Source organism: Lysinibacillus sp. GW821-FHT14F06, from assembly GCF_058803665.1.
The window spans coordinates 34,750-54,842 of the sequence record NZ_JBXAPF010000026.1; the positions used below are offsets into that span (position 1 = coordinate 34,750).

General features: G+C 37.2%; 16 protein-coding genes and 1 pseudogene. 1 reads left to right on the forward strand and 16 read right to left on the reverse strand.

All coding sequences use genetic code 11. The features are described from left to right. Nucleotides 1-381: 381 nt before the first annotated feature. Complete coding sequence (locus AC1RNS_RS19355; RefSeq protein WP_492995032.1) at nucleotides 382-2,490, forward strand: MMPL family transporter; 2,109 nt, start codon at nucleotides 382-384, stop codon at nucleotides 2,488-2,490. Nucleotides 2,491-2,541: 51 nt separating this feature from the next. Here the strand turns inward: AC1RNS_RS19355 and AC1RNS_RS19360 are convergent, their stop codons facing one another. The 16 genes and pseudogenes from AC1RNS_RS19360 to AC1RNS_RS19435 form a co-directional block, all read right to left on the reverse strand. After that, nucleotides 2,542-3,150 (reverse strand): alpha/beta hydrolase, encoded by a 609-nt coding sequence (locus AC1RNS_RS19360; protein WP_492995033.1) that lies wholly within the window; start codon nucleotides 3,148-3,150, stop codon nucleotides 2,542-2,544. Nucleotides 3,151-3,171: 21 nt separating this feature from the next. Next, a complete protein-coding gene (locus tag AC1RNS_RS19365; RefSeq protein WP_492995034.1) occupies nucleotides 3,172-3,363 on the reverse strand; it encodes a hypothetical protein in 192 nt (63 codons plus the stop codon). 22 nt (nucleotides 3,364-3,385) lie between these two features. Beyond that, nucleotides 3,386-3,850, reverse strand: a complete 465-nt coding sequence (locus tag AC1RNS_RS19370; RefSeq protein WP_492995036.1) for a hypothetical protein — start codon at nucleotides 3,848-3,850, stop codon at nucleotides 3,386-3,388. Between the two features lie 110 nt (nucleotides 3,851-3,960). Next, nucleotides 3,961-4,584: an NUDIX hydrolase gene (locus AC1RNS_RS19375; protein WP_492995038.1), complete on the reverse strand. Its 624-nt coding sequence runs from the start codon at nucleotides 4,582-4,584 to the stop codon at nucleotides 3,961-3,963. An 11-nt stretch (nucleotides 4,585-4,595) separates the two neighbouring features. Then, entirely contained in the window at nucleotides 4,596-5,705 is a 1,110-nt protein-coding gene (locus AC1RNS_RS19380) for an AI-2E family transporter (RefSeq protein ID WP_492995039.1), read from the reverse strand. A gap of 181 nt (nucleotides 5,706-5,886) precedes the next feature. Then, nucleotides 5,887-7,584: a M3 family oligoendopeptidase gene (locus tag AC1RNS_RS19385; protein ID WP_492995040.1), complete on the reverse strand. Its 1,698-nt coding sequence runs from the start codon at nucleotides 7,582-7,584 to the stop codon at nucleotides 5,887-5,889. A 74-nt stretch (nucleotides 7,585-7,658) separates the two neighbouring features. Further along, nucleotides 7,659-8,234 (reverse strand): YdcF family protein, encoded by a 576-nt coding sequence (locus tag AC1RNS_RS19390; RefSeq protein WP_492995042.1) that lies wholly within the window; start codon nucleotides 8,232-8,234, stop codon nucleotides 7,659-7,661. Between the two features lie 85 nt (nucleotides 8,235-8,319). Further along, a complete protein-coding gene (locus AC1RNS_RS19395; protein WP_492995043.1) occupies nucleotides 8,320-10,062 on the reverse strand; it encodes a methyl-accepting chemotaxis protein in 1,743 nt (580 codons plus the stop codon). Nucleotides 10,063-10,266: 204 nt separating this feature from the next. Then, nucleotides 10,267-12,018: a methyl-accepting chemotaxis protein gene (locus tag AC1RNS_RS19400; RefSeq protein ID WP_492995045.1), complete on the reverse strand. Its 1,752-nt coding sequence runs from the start codon at nucleotides 12,016-12,018 to the stop codon at nucleotides 10,267-10,269. An 82-nt stretch (nucleotides 12,019-12,100) separates the two neighbouring features. Further along, on the reverse strand, nucleotides 12,101-13,396 hold the full coding sequence (locus AC1RNS_RS19405) for an arsenic transporter (protein ID WP_492995047.1): 1,296 nt from the start codon (nucleotides 13,394-13,396) through the stop codon (nucleotides 12,101-12,103). Nucleotides 13,397-13,448: 52 nt separating this feature from the next. Then, nucleotides 13,449-14,168, reverse strand: coding sequence for a YebC/PmpR family DNA-binding transcriptional regulator (locus AC1RNS_RS19410; RefSeq protein WP_492995049.1), 720 nt, complete (start codon nucleotides 14,166-14,168; stop codon nucleotides 13,449-13,451). Nucleotides 14,169-14,562: 394 nt separating this feature from the next. Next, complete coding sequence (locus AC1RNS_RS19415) at nucleotides 14,563-15,027, reverse strand: low molecular weight protein-tyrosine-phosphatase (protein WP_492995050.1); 465 nt, start codon at nucleotides 15,025-15,027, stop codon at nucleotides 14,563-14,565. A gap of 109 nt (nucleotides 15,028-15,136) precedes the next feature. Further along, nucleotides 15,137-15,745 carry a lysophospholipid acyltransferase family protein gene (locus tag AC1RNS_RS19420; protein WP_492995051.1) on the reverse strand — a complete coding sequence of 203 codons (609 nt, stop codon included), beginning with the start codon at nucleotides 15,743-15,745 and terminating at the stop codon, nucleotides 15,137-15,139. Nucleotides 15,746-15,830: 85 nt separating this feature from the next. Then, nucleotides 15,831-17,749: pseudogene (locus tag AC1RNS_RS19425) on the reverse strand (3'-5' exonuclease). Between the two features lie 94 nt (nucleotides 17,750-17,843). Further along, on the reverse strand, nucleotides 17,844-18,674 hold the full coding sequence (locus AC1RNS_RS19430) for a putative RNA methyltransferase (protein WP_492995052.1): 831 nt from the start codon (nucleotides 18,672-18,674) through the stop codon (nucleotides 17,844-17,846). Next, nucleotides 18,675-20,060, reverse strand: coding sequence for an MATE family efflux transporter (locus AC1RNS_RS19435; protein ID WP_492995053.1), 1,386 nt, complete (start codon nucleotides 20,058-20,060; stop codon nucleotides 18,675-18,677). Between the last annotated feature and the right edge of the window lie 33 nt (nucleotides 20,061-20,093).

A 20,093-nucleotide genomic window follows, 5' to 3' on the forward strand; every position in this document is an offset into this window, starting at 1 on the left:
TCATAGATATAACAGTGACACACTTCTACCAAATGTCCTACCACTAAGAGCCACTTTGTTGCTGAGATTTCGTTTTATCGCTATACATTAGTGTGAGATGCCATAAGAAAATACTATGAGCAGTGGTTGATTGGAGTGTAGACTGAGTGACTCCTCGGGGATCACAACGCGAGTGAAGCGGCTCATCGGACGCCCCCAGGAAAGCACTCAGTCGAAACGGAGATCAACCTCTCGTTATGCAGCTATACTTTTAAATTTGACATCATAGTTTTTCAACAACATGAGACGTTTGTTCATTAGTGGGCAGGAGTCTTAACATTGTCACACGACAAAATGTGACACATCCTTTACACTATTTGAAAAGGGGGATGCTACACGACTATGAAAACTTTTTCAGCTTTTATAACAGCACATGCTAAAGCTATCGTAGCTATTTGGCTCGTAATTTTTATTGCAATGGCTGTGTTCGCCATACAACTTCCAAGTAAGTTGCAAGGAGATGGTTTTTTTGTGGAAGGAGATCATACCTATGTCACAAAAGAGCTAGCCGAAAATTTTGATTTACCTTCAGATACTATTTTGGTTGTTTTTGATCCAGCTAAGGATAAGGAAATTCAAGATACTTTAAAAAAGTTAGATAACATCAAGGAGATCCACTCCATTCAGTCACCACTCGATGATGCCTCTTTACAAAAGAACGGCATTGCCTATGCTATGATTCATCTGAAAAATGATATTGATAATCTAACTGATATTGTGAAGGATATTCGTTCTTTAATTGAAAAAGATGGTGTGACTGTAACAGGTGGACCTGTTATTTCGGCAGACATTAATACAGCAAGTCAAAAGGATTTAGCATCAGCAGAAGCAATTGGCTTGCCGATTGCCATTATAGTCCTATTACTCGCTTTTGGAACTGTTGTAGCCTCTGTACTACCAATTATTATCGGGGTTGTCACAGTTGTAACTGCGTTTGGTGTTATGACATTGCTTAGCGGTAATGTTAATTTATCGATCTTTGTCTTAAATATTGTACCGATGCTTGGACTAGCATTAAGTATTGATTTTGCCCTATTGTTTATTAACCGTTATCGTGAAGAACGTGCCCATACATCCATCCCTGAGGCCATACAAATCGCTATACAAACCGCTGGAAGATCTATTATTTTTTCTGCAGTTTGTGTGATGATTGGCTTGGGCGCGATGATAGTAATTGGCGTTGAAATATTCCATAATATCGCATTGGGTGGCACTATTGTGGTATTACTGGCAGTGCTTTCTGGCCTTACATTACTACCTGCCACGATGATGCTATTAGGAGATCGTCTAAATAAATGGCGTTTAATACGTGTTAAGCCTGGTGGGGCAAATCGTTGGCGTGGCTTTGCAGGCTTTGTTATGAAATATCCAGTCACGATTGTTATTGTTGCACTAATACTATTAGGTATTGGTATGATTCCATTGAAGGATATCCAACTAAAAATACCTCAGGTGGACTCATTACCGACTAAATATGATGCACGTACTGCCTATGATAAATTAGATGATACATTTGGGCTTGGCGAAACCTCAACATTATACTTGCTTGCTGAACGAAAGGAAGGCTGGGAGGATAATGAGGCAAGAGAGCTTATATATACTATTCAGGAAAAACTACTTGCTGATCCATTAGTGACCAATGTGTCAACGATTTATACGGCTGCTAAAATCAAAACACCTGAGGAGTTGAATGCTTCCTTGGAAATTCCACAGATGGCAGAACAATTACAGCCCGTTCTAAGTACGTTCTCTAAAAAAACTCAGCTATTTATCCCAATTACATTAGATGCAGCCGGTTCTTCATCTACTGCGCAAAAATTCGCACGAGCGTGGAAAGATAAGGATTTGGGTGTCAATTTTGCACTTGGAGGACAAGCAAAATTCAATCAAGAAATCTTTGATGAAATTGCCAATAAAATTGTATTGGCTATATCAATTATTCTCATTTCAACATTCTTTATTTTAATGCTCGCTTTTCGTTCCGTGTTAATTCCGCTAAAGGCGATTATTATGAACATTATTGGTCTTTCTTCTGCCTTTGGAATACTCGTTTATATTTTCCAATATGGACATTTTGGTATCGATGCGGGTTCAATTGTCCTGATTATCCCAGTTATTGTTTTCTGTCTTGTGTTCGGCTTAAGTATGGACTATGAAGTCTTTTTAATTTCACGTATCCAAGAGGAATATTTAAAAGGGGCAGATAATACACGCGCCACAATTGATGGACTTACTTCTACCAGTCGGATTATTACATCAGCTGCCCTTATTATGATTGTTATTACAGGTGCCTTCGCCTTCACAGATGTCATGCCTGTTAAGCAAATTGGTGTAGGTATAGCCATTGCCGTTGCTATCGATGCAACCATTATCCGTCTCATGCTCGTACCTAGTCTTATGAAGCTGTTTGGTGATTGGAACTGGTGGCTACCCTTCGCTAGAAAAAAATAAATAATAGTTATAAAAAATCCGCTTCCTTTTAAAGGCTGCGGATTTTTCCTATTATGCATAAATGTTGTTATACCATTCTTTTGCTGCTACTACCTCAGGCATAGTTAGCTGGTGGCCAAAATTAAACCATTTAGTCGTCACATTTGCACCCGCTGAGGTTAAAAGTGTCTCTAAATCCTCTGATTCCTGCGCAGTACACATTGAATCATTCGTACCAGCACTGATAAAGACAGGAATAGATGAAAGCTTTGGTAGTTCTATACCTCGTCTAGGTACCATCGGATGATGTAAAATAGCGCCTGCTAAAGCATCCTCATAATGGAATAATAGGCTTGCTGCAATATTTGCACCATTTGAATAGCCAATAGCTACAACTCGGCTGCCATCAAATTCATACTGCTGTGCTGCCTCTGATAAAAAGTCATATAATTCCTTTGTACGGAAGACTAAATCCTCTATATCAAAAACACCCTCTGCTAAACGACGAAAGAAGCGCGGCATGCCATTCTCTAACACATTCCCACGAACGCTTAAAATGCTTGCAGTTTCATCAATTTCCCTTGCAAGACCAATTAGGCTCTCTTCATTTCCGCCTGTACCATGCAATAACAACAATACTGGCTTTGTTTCATCTGTTCCTTTATAAAAAACGTGCTGCATAAACAACAGTCCACCTCTCAATTATCTTGAATTCGAGATAATTGTAGCCTGTGGTAAAATTAAATTCAAGCTCTTTGACTTATTTATTTCACGATTTTCACTATTTGGCTGTTCCTTGTGGTCTTTATAAAATTTAGTAATCGTGAAAACTGAAAATAAACATGCCGCGACAACAACCACAATAACTATTCCCACTAATTTTTTTCCATTCATTGACCATGTTCCCCCGAACTACTTATTTCTTATTACGAAAACCTTCTTCTAGTAAATATTCTTTCGCAGCATCATACGTACCAAAAGCTTCTTCTAAATTTTCTCCATGATAAACATTCCAAGAACGCTGCTCAAAGGCTAGCTTTAATTGTACATTGTCTCTGCTTTGCCATATCTCAACAATCGGCTCTTGTTCATCTTCTTCCTCTGATAAATATTGAATAGCATCTTCAATAATTTCACGAAGTCGTTGCTCATCATAATCACGAATATTCACTAAGCCTTTATCATTCGCTTCTTCCTCATAACGCAATAAATCTCCAACAAAGACAAATCCGTTGCCATTTGGATGAAGCTTTTCTACAACAATGGTCTTTTCATACAGACTGTCCATAAAATGATAATTTAAGCGTTTTAAAGAAATCTCCTTCTTTGTAAGCTCAGAAAATGATTCGATGATATCTTGTTTTTGTTCAAATGTTAGCATATAAAATGCTCCTTTTCTATACAATCTCCCTACAGTATAACTTATTTTTTCTGTTATAACGAAGCGAAATAGGACAAGCACAATTAATTAATGGCTTGTCCTATTTTTACTTATGTTGTTTTATTAAACATCTTATCTTTTACAAACTGAATCACATGTGCTACATATAGTTCTCGATATGGAACAAATTGTGCAGTACTTACTGGACGCACAATTTTTGCTCGCTGACCGTCTGGGAAGTATTCATAGCCTTCAATATTAAGAGTGGCCGTTTTTCCTAAAAAGAAGGCCTCTGCCTCATTCAAATTCGCTCTAACAACCCCTGACACTTCCTCATATTGAAGATCAAAAGAATTCCAATCATGTTTGAATGGATATATGTAAACATGGCAAAATTCATTGTCGATCATATTTTCTGAAACTATACTACAGGATGTCATGCCCATTTTTACAACATCATCTACATTGATAGCAAGGCCCAGCTCTTCCTTCACTTCCCGAATGCCTGATTCAACTGTTTCAACCGCTAATAAATGCCCTGCTGCTGTTATATCCAACAACCCTGGGTAATCTTTTTTTTGCGCACTGCGGATTTGAAAATAGATATAGTTCTCATTGACAAGCCAGCAGTGGAATGTTTCATGCCACAGCCCTTTCTCATGTACCTCATCTCTCGTTGCTGTTCCAATTTGTTCATGCTGCTCATTAAAAACCTTCACAATTTCTTGTTCCATTTTTTCGACTCCTAAACTGACTTCGTAGCCCTTTTCTTAATGGCGTTACGTTGATCGTAAATATTAGATACGATAACCTTTAATACGGCATAAAATGGCACAGCAATAATAATTCCGATAAAGCCTGCAATATTACCTGCTGCTAAAATTATCGTGATAACTGTTAAAGGATGTATATCGAGTGTTTTTCCCATAACGTTTGGTGTTATAAAATTACTATCAATTTGCTGCGCAACAAGTGTGACAACCGATACCCATATTACAAGCACAGGATCCTGAATTACTGCCACAATTAAAGCTGGTGTAAAGGCAATCCAAGGTCCTATAAACGGAATCATATTCATAAAGAAAGCGAATATGACAAGGAGCAATGAATACTCCAAACCAATAATTAAATACCCAACGTACATAATAAGCGCCAATAAAAAGCTAATTTGCAGTTGTCCTTGAATATAGCTACGTAGAACATCATCAATTTCACTTAACGTTTTTTTAATCCATTCACGACGTTCACCACTGAAATATTTATAAATTGAAGGCGCAAATTTTTCGTGATCCTTCAACATAAAAATAAAGAAGAATGGAATTAAAATAGCTAATAAGGAGACAGACACTATAGATTGTAAGAAGGAGACAAGCCCTTTACTCGCAACTACAGCAATATCCTGTACAGAATTTGCCATTTTATCAATAATATCTTTTAACTGTGTTGGGAAGTTATCCTTATTTTGCAACAAATAGTCCGTTGCATCTTGAATACTCATGCTAATACTTGCACTTATATTTGCACTAATCATAGGTGCATTCTTTACTAATTTATTGACCTGCTCTGCAATCGGATTTCCTACAATCCATCCAAAGATACCTGCAATAGCAATCAACCCTATAATAATTGTTAATATACTTGCCCACCGCGGGAATTTACGTTTTTCCAAAAATCGCTGAATTGGCTCTGTCACGTAGTATAAAACTCCACCAAGTAATAGAGGCACAAAAATTGCTTTTAATAGGATGACTAGCGGTGAAAAAATCCAATGAATCTCCACAAAATATTTAATGATTAGTAGTGTTAATAATATCCCTACGCCTACTTGAAACCAAACTTTTCTTGTCACTCTCATTCACTTCCTTTTTTCACAGTTACTGAAAATACTACTGATATATAAACCATTTCGCAAGTATCCTAGTATTGATTATCAAAATAAAATTTACTATCCATTCTCAACTAAAAAATTCGTGACACTTTCACAAGTATTTATCCAGTGAAAGTGTCACGAATTTAAATAGTTAATTGTATAAAATTTATAGTGCCACGTCGTCTATAGAATTTAGGTATGCCTTAATTTCCCCAATAACAGATTCAACACATCCATCTTCAAATGGCGATATTAACCCAGCTTCTTTTACAAGCTTCGTGAAGGACATAGAACCACCTAACCCACATAAATGAATATAGTCCTTCCAAGCTTCCTCAAACTCTTCTCTTGAGCGTTTCCAGAACTGGAAGGCACAAATTTGTGCTAGCGTGTAGTCAATATAATAGAATGGGCTTGCATAAATGTGACCCTGACGCTGCCAAATTCCTCCTGCCTCAAGGTAGCCATTATGATCATAGTCACGATGCGGTAAATACGTTTCCTCAATTTTCTTCCATGCTGCCTTACGCTCAGTTGGTGTCATTGTTGGATTTTCGTATATAACATGCTGGAACTCATCTACCGCAACACCATACGGTAAGAATAAAAGACCACTGCTTAAATGTGTAAATTTATATTTCTCTGTATCCTCTTTAAAGAACAGTTCCATCCAAGGCCATGTAAAAAATTCCATACTCATCGAGTGAATTTCACAAGATTCAAATGTTGGCCATAAGTACTCTGGGATACCGATGTCACGGCTTGAATACACTTGGAAGGCATGTCCTGCTTCATGTGTTAATACATCTATATCACCTGAAGTACCATTAAAGTTTGAGAAGATGAATGGTGAATGATAGTTTTCGATAAATGTACAATATCCACCGCTTTCTTTCCCTTTCTTCGCTACTAAATCCATTAATTCATGATCAATCATGAAATTGAAGAATTCACCTGTCTCAGGTGATAACTCCTCATACATTTTTTTACCGTTCTCAACAATCCAGTCTGGATCACCTTTTGGTGTTGCATTTCCAGATAAAAAGTTTAACGCTTCATCATAGAATTTAAAATCAGAAATACCGATACGCTTTGCCTGACGCTCATACAGCTCAGAAGCAACTGGTACTATTAAATCGCGAACCTGATCGCGGAATTTCTTCACCATATCTGCATTATAATCAATGCGATTCATGCGAACATAGCCTAGCTCCACATAGTTTTTATAGCCTAATTTAACAGCAATTTCATGACGTACCTTTACAAGCTCATCATAGAGTCTATCAAATTCTTCTTCATGCTCAGCAAAAAAACCAAAGCGTGCTTCTGTTGCTGATTTACGTATTTCACGATCAGTAGACTCTGCATATGGTCCAAGCTGAGCAAGTGTTAATGTTTCGCCATTAAAATCAATCTGCGCAGAAGCTACTAGTTTATTATATTCTGATACAAGCTTGTTCTCCTTTTGCATTAAATCAATGACTATTGGTGAAAAGCCTTTTATTTGATAAGTTGCTAAATCGAATAGCTGCTGTCCCCATTTATTCTCTAATTGTTCACGGAATGGAGAAGCAATCAATGCTTTATAATATTCTGTAGTTACCTCTTCTAGCTCGGGACCCACTTCATCGAAATAATCACGCTCTGCTTGATAAAATTCATCATTTGTATCAATTGATGCACGAATATACACTAAATTCGCCATTGTGGCATAATCATTACTTAAAGCGTTTAGTTGTTGAATGATGCTGCTTTGCTCATCCTTCGTTCGCGCATGTTTAAATTGCTCAATTAAAGATAATTGCCGCTCTTTCATTTCTTCAATATTTGGACGATGGTATTCATAGTCTTTAAACGTTTTCATAGAAGTCCCCTCTTTCTGTCGCATACACCGTTATATTTCTATTATATGCCAAATATCTAGTATTAAGAAACAATTTAATAGCCAATTATATATGTTTTTAATAGTGCTGCTCTTTCCCGTAGCTTTAACTTAGCTTCTACTGACTTTGGTGTTTTAGCCGCCACCACATCTACTTCTAAATCCAATGTTTCGGCTAAATATTTTGCTCGCTTTAAATGAAAATCATTGGAAACAATCGTAACCTTCTTCGTTTTCTCCGGCAGTAGTTCTTTTGAAAATAGTAGATTTTCATAGGTTGATGTAGATTTGTCTTCCATTACTATCCTGCTAGCTTCAATGCCATTGTTTAGTAAATATTCAAGCATAACGGAAGCCTCTGTCTGATCTTCATCTGGCCCTTGACCGCCAGAAACAATTACTTGGACATGTGGGTATTTCTTTAGATACTCCGCAGCCTCTTCCAATCTATTTTTCAATGAAAGCGATGGAATGCCCCCTGGTTTTACCTTTGCTCCCAGCACAATCATGTATGCAGCTTTTCCGTTTGCAGCTGGCTGAACGCCTTCTTTCATCTCTTCACCCAGCCAAATATAAATGCCAATACATATGGCAATACCTAGTATCCCTAGTCTCATCATCCATTTTTTCATGATATTTTCCTCCCTTACCTTTTAATAACGTTAGGTAAAGAAAAAGGATGCTTGTACTAGGCTACGGTACAAACATCCTGTTAAATTATCTTAATATAAAGCGTTTAATCGATTCTTGTAATGCCGTTATTTCGTCCGTTAAATCATTCGAAGATTCACTAACAAGTTGAATTGCACGCTGTTGCTCATCAACGGAGGCTGTTACCTCCTCTGATGCAGCAGCATTTTTCTCACTTATCATGGCAATACTTTCAATAGAGTGCATAATGTGATTCTTCGAGTTATTTAAATAGGCTACGCCCTCAGTCATATCCCCAATGACTGCAATAATTTTCTCTACCGCTAATTCAATTTCCCTAAAGGAGGATTCAGTAATAGCCACAGAGTCATTTTGCTGACGAACAATGACATTTGTTTTCTTCATCTCGTCGTTTACTAAATTGGTTTCGCTTTCAATTCCCTTTAAGGTTGTTCGAACTAGTTCTGTTGCAACCGATGTTTGGTCAGCAAGCTTCCTTACCTCCTCTGCCACAACAGCAAATCCCTTACCATGTTCACCAGCTCTGGCTGCCTCAATGGATGCATTTAATGCAAGTAGATTTGTTTGATCCGAAATTTCTGTAATCGTACCGACAATCCCTTCTATTTCTCTTACCTTCTCAATTAAACTGCTGAATACTGATTGTACAGTGTGAATTAATGCAGAAGATTCTTGTGATTTCTCTTTTAAACCAGTTAAGTTGACAAGCCCTTCCTGATTAGACTGTTTCATATGTTGAGAGGCATCGAGTATTAATTCATTTTTATCATGCAGTACTTCAATCTGCTGTGCAAAATTAATAGCCGTTCGATTTGTATCCTCAGAATCTGAAGCTTGCTTGACAGCACCTTTTGAAACCTCATTAATTGCTTTTACTATTTCATCTCCATAAGCATTTGTCTCCTCTGCTACAGATGTTAAATTTGACGATGTTGATTGAATCTCTACAATGGCTTCCTCTACATCCGTAATTAACGTTTTCAATTGATCGACCATTTCATTAAAGCCTTCATTTAGCTGCCCAATTTCATCCGAGCGTTGTAAATCTTCAATTTCTACAGTGAGATTTCCTCTGGCTACTTCACGCACACGCTTAGATAACTTTTGAACAGGGACGGCTAAATGTCTAGAAACCATTATAACAATTGCTGTTCCAATAATGGCGGCTCCTAATAACGTAATGCCAATAACAAATAATAATGAATTAGCTTCCTTATTAAAGTCTTGCATATATGTACCTGATGCTATGATCCATCCCCAGTGAGGATCCTTCGCAGAATAAATAATTTTATCAGCTAATACATCTTGACCAGGTAGCTCAAATTCATACTCCGTAAAGCCTCCTCCCGCAAGTGCTTTTTCTGTTACTTCACGAATAAAATAATTACCGCTGCTATCCTGATCACCCCACAGATTATCCCCTTCTCTAGTTGGGTGAGTTGTTAATGTCCCCTTGTCATCTAAGACATAGATATAACCGTACTCTCCTAAATCTCCAGGATAATTAATTGGTCGCTTTCCTTCACTATCCTTTGGTCCGAGAAATGCCTCACGCACTCGCTCCTGTGCTTCCCCTAAAGGGATGTCCCCTTTTTCTACACTTTCATTTGCGAGCTCGATTAATTGCAAAGCAGATTCAACACTATTTTTAATAACTTGCTCCCCAATATCTTCCATACCATTTTTCGCTTTACCATAGCTAACTAAGCCAATAATTAAACTAGGTATTATTAATAATGCTAGTGAAATGATAATCAGTTTCCCCTGTATCGAACGTAAAAACCTCATGCTTTGACCCCCTTTTTTCCTCGTTCACCAAATGTATTATTATATATTATGTTATGGTTTGAAAATTTTCACAATGGGTAAAACGCATTTATGCGCGAATTATTTGATTATTTACACAAATATGCTTATATTCATACTTTTATGCTTAAAAAAAAGCTATCTTTCTACAGGGAAAGCCCCCATTGAAAAATAGTTTTTTGACTTTTATCCTAATTTAAATGTATGGATTGCTTTTATAACTTCCTTAGATGTTTGGTCCAACGTATTGACAATCTCATTTAATTGGGTCACCATTGATACTTGTAAATCTGACGCGGCTGCTGCTTCCTTCGTTCCTTGTGAACTATGCTGTGCAATATCCTTCATTTGCTCTGTTGTCGCTAATATTTCTTCTGAGCCAGCAGACATTTCCTCGATGACAGCTGAATCATCTTGAATTTTATTGTTCACTCCAACGACTGAGTTCAAAATTTTCGTTAAGCTATCCCCTATTTGTTGAACTGCTGTATTACCAGCCTGCACATCGATCGTGCTATTAGACATTTCCTGTAGAGCACGCTCTGTTATCAGCTTAAAACTAGCTAGATGATTGTGGATATCGTCGGCAGATGCTTTAGACATCTCTGCCAATTTACGAACCTCATCAGCCACTACAGCAAACCCTTTGCCAGCCTCTCCAGCTCTTGCTGCTTCAATCGCTGCATTTAACGCCAGTAAATTCGTTTGGTCGGCAATACTCGTAATAATAGATACCATTTCTTCAATTGATTGGAATTTTTCGCCCATGTCTTTCACATGACCAGCAGTACGTAAAACAGATGACTCTACGTTTTGTATTTGAGATACAACCTTCTGTGAATGATGAACGCTTGTCTCTACTAGCTCTGTCATAGCCGAGGATGACTCAGCAATTTCTGAAGTTGTATCAGCTAGGCGTTGAATACCAATCGACATTTCGTTCATGGTTAACACAACTTCTTGGTTGTTTTGCTGTTGCTGCTCACTACCAGCAGCGATCTCAATTATTCGATTAGCAATTTGAGAATTGGATGCCTCGACATGTTGTGAGGTTTCATCAATTTTACTCACAACCTCCTGTAATGCTGAAGTTCGTTGTTGAATCATCTGTAAGGTTTCTTTTAATTTTTTTAAGGATTCTTGGAAAGCATGTGCAAAAATTGTAATCTCATTTTTCCCTTTTAAGTGAATTTTATTGACTTCTATCGTAGCCTTGACAATATCTCCTTGTGCAAAGCTTTCTGCAGCCATTCCCAAAACTGCTAGTGGTCTCAATGCATGATTTATATAGCTATACATCACAAAAATCACAATTCCAGTTAACACTATAATCACAACAATCAAAGCAGGGAGAGTAGAGGTTAATACAAGGTTCGCTGTACCACTTACCTGCGTGGCTTCAATATCAACCCCAACAAAGGCAACAATTTTACCAGATGCATCTTTCAATGGTACAGTTCCTGATAAATAATCACCAAATTCACTATGCAAAATATCTGAGTAATAGCTACCTGACTTCATTACTTTTTCAAGATCCCCATAAAAAGTTGATGAGGACTCATCGCCAATAAGACCTGCATTTTCTTGATCATCTGCAGGCATACCATCCACTAAAAATCTTACCTTTTTATCATCCTCTGGTACCCCAAAAGTATAGGCGTATAACACACCATTTTTTTCACGTAAATCATTTAGCCCTTCACGTAACTGCCAATACAATTCAGACTCGGTAGGATTTTTTGATAGTTTACTATAATCATCTGCATTTAAATGATTAGCAATGTTTTCTGCAACTGCTACTGCCTGTGAGCCCATTGTTTTATTCACTGATGATTTTGTTACATAAATAGTAGTTAGAATAAAAAAAATTAACAAAGCTAGTAACATAAAAAATGATATTAATACTATCTTATTGCTTAATTTCCCCGTCGCGCGCATACTTTCCTCCGTTAGTTTACTAATATACTAATTACTTATTATTACCTATTGAGTTATTTTTTCAACTATTTCGACTTCATTTCTATGATATTAGGGTTAACCAAGCAACTAATGCTAGTAAGGTAGCGAAAAGGGTAGGAATTGTTAGAATTATACCTATCTTCATATACTGTACCCAGCTTATTTGAATATCCTTCTTCGCCAATATATGCAGCCATAACAATGTTGCAAGTGAGCCAATCGGTGTCATTTTTGGACCTAAATTGGAGCCAATGACATTCGCATAAATTAGCCCTTCTTTTATAATCCCTGTAGCATTCGTCTCCGCAATGGCTAACGCATCGATCATAACAGTAGGTAAGTTATTCATGACAGCTGACAATATCGCTGCGACAAACCCCATCGTAATTGTCGAGACAACTAATCCCTGTTGAACAGCATGCTCTAATAGATCTGCAAGTAATCCCGTCATCCCCACATTTTTCAAGCCGTAAACCACCACATACATCCCAATAGAAAAGAACACAATATTCCATGGTGCTCCTTTCACAACCCGCTTTGTATCGACCGTCTCACTTTTGCGCGCAAGCCAGAAAAATATTGCTGCTACACCACATAAAATAAAGGATACTGGGATTGTTAAAAGCTCACTTGTAAAGAAACCTAGTAATAGAATAGCTATCACATACCAAGAAAGTGAAAATAATTTTTGATCACGAATTGCTAGTTTCGGGTTTTCAACTGCCTCTAAGGAATAGACTTTGGGAATTGAACGATGGAAAACTAAATAAAGTACAACAACGCTTATCAATAATGAAATGATATTGGGTACTATCATATGTAAGGCATACTCCATAAAACCTATATCAAAATAATCTGCTGACACAATGTTTGTTAAATTACTAATGACTAAGGGTAGTGAAGTTGTGTCTGCTATAAAGCCACTCGCAATAATGAATGGAAAAATCATTTTTTCAGTTAAATGTAGCTTACGAACCATAGCTAAAACAATCGGTGTTAGTATCAATGCTGCTCCATCATTAGCAAATAATGCTGCAACAATAGCTCCAAGACAGGCAATATAAATAAACAACCGAATACCACTGCCCTTTGCGAGCCGTGCCATATGGAGAGCTGCCCACTCGAAAAAACCGATTTCATCTAAAATAAGTGAGATTAATATAATTCCAATAAATGATAATGTGGCATTCCAAACTATGCCTGTAACCTCTAAAACATCATGCCAAGTAACAATCTTTAGTACCAATGCAAGTAGAGCCCCTATACAGGCAGACCAACCTATAGATAATTGACGTGGCTGCACTATTACAAAAAATAATGTTGCTAAAAATAAAACAATTGCTAAAACCGTTTGCACAGGTCTCCTCCTAATTAAAAACCAGTAGCGTTTATGCTACTGGTTTTCTTAATTATTCTCCTAAATCTGCATTATGGAAAACATTTTGTACGTCTTCTAAATCTTCTAATGCATCAATTAATTTTTCAAATTTAACTATATCGTCGCCTGTTAATTCTACCTCTGTTTGTGGAAGCATGGACAGCTCTGCTATAGTGAATTCCTGTACACCAGCAGCTTTTAAAGCTTCTTGTGTAGCAAAGAATTGATCTGGCTCCGCATAAATAATAACTGTATCCTCTTCTTCTAGAATATCACGTGCATCAAGATCCGCTTCCATTAAAATTTCAAGAACTTCATCTGCTGACTTGCCCTCTAAACCGATTACTGCTGTAGAATCAAACATGTAAGCAACTGACCCACTTACACCCATGTTCCCATTATTTTTACCAAATGCTGCACGTACATCAGAAGCTGTACGATTAACATTATTTGTTAAAGCATCGACGATAATCATTGTGCCTGCTGGTCCGAATCCTTCATAACGTAATTCATCATAGCTTTCATCACCAGCGCCCTTTGCCTTTTCAATTGCTTTTTCAATAATATGCTTAGGAACGCTATATGTTTTTGCTCGTTCAAGAACAACTTTAAGCGCACGGTTTGATTCAGGATCTGGTTCGCCCGATTTAGCTGCCACATAAATTTCGCGTCCAAATTTTGCATAGATGCGACTTGTGCTCTGGTCTTTAGACGCTTTCTTTTCTTTAATATTGTTCCACTTACGACCCATTGTTTCCACTCTCTTTCAACATGTAAGTTTATCAAAATCATAGATGCGAAATTACACACCTGTATATGGTAAATCAATTATGCCTAGGCATAATTGCGTCTGGAATCGGCTTTGTGCTACACAAAGAATTCCTTTTCGATTCCGTGACATCCGCCGGAGGCTTTAACTTCTTTCAGCGGGTGTTTGGACACCCTCTAAAAAGTAAATAAAATTCGTATTCATCTCACCACCTATAGAGGTGGGAAACATCTGCTGAAAGAAGTTAAATACTTGTCGTATCTTTACTCTGCAAATAATAACACAAAATACGCTTGCAAAGCTAGGTATACCAATGTTTAACACTAAAAAATAAATTGTAAAATTTTTCGTTATTAAGGTACCTAACCATCGAATTCTACAGTTTCTGTTCTCCTTTGATTTTTTCCAGTAAAGCATAGCAGCCCTCTAAAACTAAATCATAGGTTTCTTGAAAATCCCCTGTATAATATGGATCAGGTACATCTTTTTGATGGACAGTTAAATCTAAAAAACGGAAAATTTTTGGCGAATCGGGATTGCCTAGCATTGCTCGAATATTACGTATATTACTTTCATCCATACCAATAATGTAATCAAATTTTTCAAAGTCTGCCTTGTGCAATTGGCGTCCTTGCATTCCTTTTATCGAGATGCCGTATTCTTTAAGCTTCTCTTGAGTCCCTTTGTGAGGAGGCTCACCAATATGCCACGAGCTTGTAGCGGCTGAATCTACTGCTATTTTATGAGTCAAGCTCTCCTTCTCAACTAAATCACGCATAACTGCTTCCGCCATTGGAGAGCGACAAATATTCCCCAAACATACAAAAAGTACATGAATCAATTTCCAAATCCTCCTACAACAAAGCACCCAAAATCAAACGTGATTCTGAGTGCCTTTTTATTTGAATATCTACTAGTGTTCAGTAAATCTTCTCAAAATAACAGTGACTTTATTTTTTCCCTGCTGCAATGCGCTGTTCTAATTCCTCTGTTAAAGACATTAGTTCATGCTCTAATCGATGTGTAAATTCATCGCGTCCTTCTTTGCCTTTCCCTGTTACATAAAAGGGTTCACCATAAATTAGATAACCTTTTCCACGTTTAAAAACGTCACCAACATTACGCGCCCCAACATAAGCAGCTGGTACAATTGGCGCTTTGGATAGCTGTGCTATTGTAATGGCGCCCTGCTTTAAATCTGTTCCCTCAGCACTCCTTGTACCTGAAGGGAATATGCCCACAATTTTACCCTCTTTCAATAACTGTGAAGGAATTTTAATAACACTAGGACCAGGATTATCACGATCAACTGGGAAGGCATTTAAACGATTAATAAGCCAGCCAAGTCCCTTCATTTCAAACAATTGCTTTTTAGCCATAAAATGAATTTCTTTAGGATACATCGCGACCCCTAAATTTAAAATATCAACATAACCTGTATGGGTACATGCAATAATATACCCGCCTTCTTTTGGTAAATTTTCTTCTCCATATACGCGAGCCTTGGAGCCCATTAATTTTAAAAATACTTTGACAACATTTGCTGCTAATTTATACACTGTTTCATTCCTACCTTATTTCAATAGTTATCCCCATTGTAATCGAAAAGACCAGTATACTGCAATTGCATAAGTCCTTTCGAAGTTATCCGCTATAACTATCTTTATTATCTATTGTCCTTCTTGTCAGAACAATATCATCAAAATATTGTGTATAGGCAGAATCACCTGAATAGGATAAACATAAATATTGCTTTGCACGTGTCATACCAATATAGAGACGTGAAGCTTCCTGTTCTAAATCTTTTTCTAGATACCAAGGTGTATTATCAAGATTCACGATAAATACCACTTGAAAATCCAAGCCTTTACTGCTATCAATTGTACTAATTTTGACCGATTCTTCATTGCGCTCAAAGGCACGTTTGCTGTCAGCTGATTCTGCAATCCAATAATACGGAATGTTTATTTCCCGTAACTTCTGCTGTAAAATGCTACATAATCCTGTCCCTTGCTCTTTCGTACCCTGTATAAAATAAGGATTTCATGATATGGAATTTTCTTTTCAATATGCAATTTTCGAATTTGTAATGCTACAATTTGAGCCTCTTCAAAGAAATTATTCCGACGAATTATTGCAGGTTCTTCACCTTTACGTCTTGTACTTTGCGGGGCAATAATTTCGCCCTCCATCTCCTTTGACACAACCTTATTTTTAAGTACTGAGAAATGTTGATAAAAATCCCAGGCAAACTTCACAATTTGAGCTGTATTACGATAATTAATACTTAATACTCTTGATCGGCCCTGGAAGCTTAAACCTGTATCTTGAATATAAGAGCGCGCTCGTTTATATATTGATTGGGCACGGTCCTCAACTAAGAGTAGTGACATGGTATCAGGATTTAATAAATTTGCCACTAGTTTTAACCATTCACCTTCAAAATCCTGCCCCTCATCAATCATAATAGCATCGTATTTTGGTAAGATAGCTTCTCCCTTCTCTAGCTTTTCTAGTAAAAGTGGTATTCTTTCTTCAGAGGTTTTTAAATCCTTTCTTAAAAATGCATGAAAATTGCGGACTTGTATTTGCTGAGATTTCTCTTGGAAGCCATCTGTTCCTTGAGAAAAATCAAAATCAAACAAACTATCAGGGGTGTGCATCATATGAAAAATCATTTGCTCTATTGCCCTAGCGAGAGAAATATTGTAGCACAAAATCAGGATTTTCCAATCAGGATGCTGCTTAGCTAAAATCTTGGCTCTAGCTGCCAAAATTAAGGTTTTACCACTCCCAGCTACTCCACGGATTAGTCGATTTTTATCGCCAATTTGCTTTGCTAACTTTTCCTGATGTAAATCCATTGTTTTGATATCATGCAATGACAGCAATAACTGATCTTGATAAGGGACAGGTGCTTTAAATTCCGCACTTATTCTGACCTCTGGGAATAGGTGATAGCGTATTCTATTGATATCCTCTGGAGATAGAGGTTCCTTTAATCGGAATGGCATACTGAACATATTCATAATTTTTTCAAAGAGATTTTCCTCTGAAAAGCCTTCATAGTCTGGATCAATTTCATCTCTAGTTAAACAAAAATTAGGCTCTACTATACTATAAAGATCATGTTCAATAAAATCACTTTGTGTCATTCTTGTAAATACCGCACCTGCTCCACAGGGGAATTTAAGTTTAAATTGATATTTACCTTCCAATTGCACAAGACCTTTATCCTTTTTTAGTGCATCACAAATATGGAACATATAGTCTTTTGCTTGCTTATATGGACTTTTAACCGTTGTTTGATTTCCTTTAGCAGAACGAATCATACAAGTATCTTGATTAACATGCAATAAGGTATGCTTAGTATAATCCTTCACCTCAAGTACAATTAACCCTAAATCAGGACCTAAAATAACAAAATCCGGTCTTCTTCCTAATATTTCAGGCTCATAGTAAACAATATAATCATCAGGCAGATATTCCTTCAATGTTCGAAAAAGTAAGCGCTCACCAGTTGTTGCTGTGGAACGTATTGTTTCCGGCATGGTCATTGCCATACGCACACCTCCATCTCTATTACCTCACTTACTTCTTCTTCAGAAACGACAAAACTCCTGTTTTTTTCACAGGAGTTTCCAAATTTATTTATAATTATACACGGCCCACTAATACATCAACATCTATCGTGATTTCATATAAATGGATAGCAGCACCTTCTTTTTTATGCCACCCCATTGGCGTCATTTCAAGCAATGCTGGGATTAGCTCAATAGCAAGTGATGTCGTATAGGTGATGCGCTTCACGCTTACTTCCATAAAGCTTTCTTTAAAACGAGCAACTATTTGGTCATTTGAATAGGACTCCTTGTCTGAATCCGCATATAATTGTGCTCGAAGCTCATGTAAATACTTACTTTGAGGGACAACTTTTACTACACAACCACCCGGAGCTAGTAAACGTTTAAATTCTTCGTAATTTGCAGGTGATAGAATATTTAAAATGGCATCAAAGCTCGATTTTGCAAATGGACTTTTTGCCAAATCACCCACACACCAAATCTGTTCTGGATAATGTCTAGATGCAGCAAGTATACCTTCCTTTGCAATATCAATCCCCACACCGATGCCTTTTTTCTCAGCCATTATACGAGCTAAATGTGAGCCCTCTCCACAGCCAGTATCAAGCACTGTTTGTGCAGGAGCAATTAGTTCTATAATTTTATCTTCAATTTCATCATAAATGCCACTATCAATAACCGTCTTACGAGACTCAAAGAGCTTCTTGCTATATTTTGAAGCAGCTCCATGTGTCAGCATATTAATGTAGCCTTGCTTGGCAATATCAAAAGAATGATTGGCCGAACATACCATTCTCCCTTGCTCCTGTATTGTCATGGACTCCTGACAAATCGGACAAGCAAAAAGTGATAAATTTTTATTCATTAAAGCCGCTGCTGCAGCTCGTTTAGAAAGTGCCCCCATTTAATGTGCCTCCTTCTGTTCTGATGGCGAAACAAGTGCATAACGCTCCCATTTACGACTTTTCCATCTAAAGTATACGATAATCGCTCGCATCCATTCATCTGCTGATATCGCTAGCCAGATGCCTACTAGACCCCAATCTAAAACAAAAACAAATAAATACCCCAATGGAAGACTCATACAAACCATTGATAAAAAGCCAATTTTCACAGGAAATCTAGCATCACCGGAGGCACGTAATGAGTTAATAACCACGATATTCATCGTACGCCCAGTCTCAAGCAGAATACTTAATGCTAATACAGAGGCACCAATAGCAATAACCTCTGAATTATTCGTAAAAACATGCATTAATGGCTTACGGAAGATTGTTACAATCGCAACCATTGCAAATGTAAATACAAAGGCTGCACGTACACTTTTCCAAAGCTGTTGATAGGCCTGATCCTTATTGCCAGCTCCGACATAACGGCCGATAATAATGGCTGTTCCTGTACCAATTGCAATGGCAAATAAATACGTAAACATTGAAATATTCATTGCATATTGTCTCGCTGCCAATGTCTCTGCTCCTAAATATGTTGCATAGTATAGGAAAACTATCTGACAGAACTGATAAAGAACCTGCTCAAATGCAGAAGGCAAACCGATGTTTAATATTTTTCGAATATAGTCCTTTGAAAACTCAAAATAATATTCTAGCTTCACCCTTACCTCCATCACCTGATATAACAGCCAGAAAAACACTAGAACTGCTAATCCACGGCTGATAACAGAAGATATAGCTGCTCCCTTTACACCTAGCTCTGGTAATCCTAAGTTTCCAAAGATTAAACCGTAATTTAAAATAACATGTAGTACATTCATTCCTAGTGATACATACATTGTTTGTTTTGTCCAACCATGCACACGAATTATTGCTGCTAATGCATTGATAATTGCCTGTAAAAAAATAAAGCTTCCTATGATGACTAAATAGCTTTGTGCATATTTAAGTACTTCTCCTTGTAAGTTCATCATTGTCATTAGATGGCTCGCAAAGAAGAAGAAAAGTACACTCATAATGATTCCAACAATCATGTTCATCGTAACTGCCAAAGCTGATATTTTCGCAGCTTCAAAAAAACGCCTTGAGCCTAAATATTGAGATACAACAATCGATGCACCATTACCAACTACTTCAAGTATTAAAATCGCAATATGAATATATTGATTGGCTGCACCAACTCCTGATACAGCATTATCAGATAAAGCGCTGAGCATAAAAGTATCGGCAAGGCCCATTAACATAAATAAAAATACTTCTAAGAAAATCGGCCAAGTTAAATGAAATAAGCTTAATTTGTTTGTGTCTTTACTATCACTTTCTCTTACTGTAGTTGCCAATACATTTCACTTCTCCTATTTCCATTAAAATAA

What these genes read in the sequence shown, in the direction of transcription:
- AC1RNS_RS19355 (WP_492995032.1), top strand. Translation starts at nt 382, where the DNA reads ATGAAAACTTTTTCAGCTTTTATAACAGCACATGCTAAAGCTATCGTA.
- AC1RNS_RS19360 (WP_492995033.1), bottom strand. Translation starts at nt 3,150, where the DNA reads ATGCAGCACGTTTTTTATAAAGGAACAGATGAAACAAAGCCAGTATTG.
- AC1RNS_RS19365 (WP_492995034.1), bottom strand. Translation starts at nt 3,363, where the DNA reads ATGAATGGAAAAAAATTAGTGGGAATAGTTATTGTGGTTGTTGTCGCG.
- AC1RNS_RS19370 (WP_492995036.1), bottom strand. Translation starts at nt 3,850, where the DNA reads ATGCTAACATTTGAACAAAAACAAGATATCATCGAATCATTTTCTGAG.
- AC1RNS_RS19375 (WP_492995038.1), bottom strand. Translation starts at nt 4,584, where the DNA reads ATGGAACAAGAAATTGTGAAGGTTTTTAATGAGCAGCATGAACAAATT.
- AC1RNS_RS19380 (WP_492995039.1), bottom strand. Translation starts at nt 5,705, where the DNA reads ATGAGAGTGACAAGAAAAGTTTGGTTTCAAGTAGGCGTAGGGATATTA.
- AC1RNS_RS19385 (WP_492995040.1), bottom strand. Translation starts at nt 7,584, where the DNA reads ATGAAAACGTTTAAAGACTATGAATACCATCGTCCAAATATTGAAGAA.
- AC1RNS_RS19390 (WP_492995042.1), bottom strand. Translation starts at nt 8,234, where the DNA reads ATGAAAAAATGGATGATGAGACTAGGGATACTAGGTATTGCCATATGT.
- AC1RNS_RS19395 (WP_492995043.1), bottom strand. Translation starts at nt 10,062, where the DNA reads ATGAGGTTTTTACGTTCGATACAGGGGAAACTGATTATCATTTCACTA.
- AC1RNS_RS19400 (WP_492995045.1), bottom strand. Translation starts at nt 12,018, where the DNA reads ATGCGCGCGACGGGGAAATTAAGCAATAAGATAGTATTAATATCATTT.
- AC1RNS_RS19410 (WP_492995049.1), bottom strand. Translation starts at nt 14,168, where the DNA reads ATGGGTCGTAAGTGGAACAATATTAAAGAAAAGAAAGCGTCTAAAGAC.
- AC1RNS_RS19430 (WP_492995052.1), bottom strand. Translation starts at nt 18,674, where the DNA reads ATGGGGGCACTTTCTAAACGAGCTGCAGCAGCGGCTTTAATGAATAAA.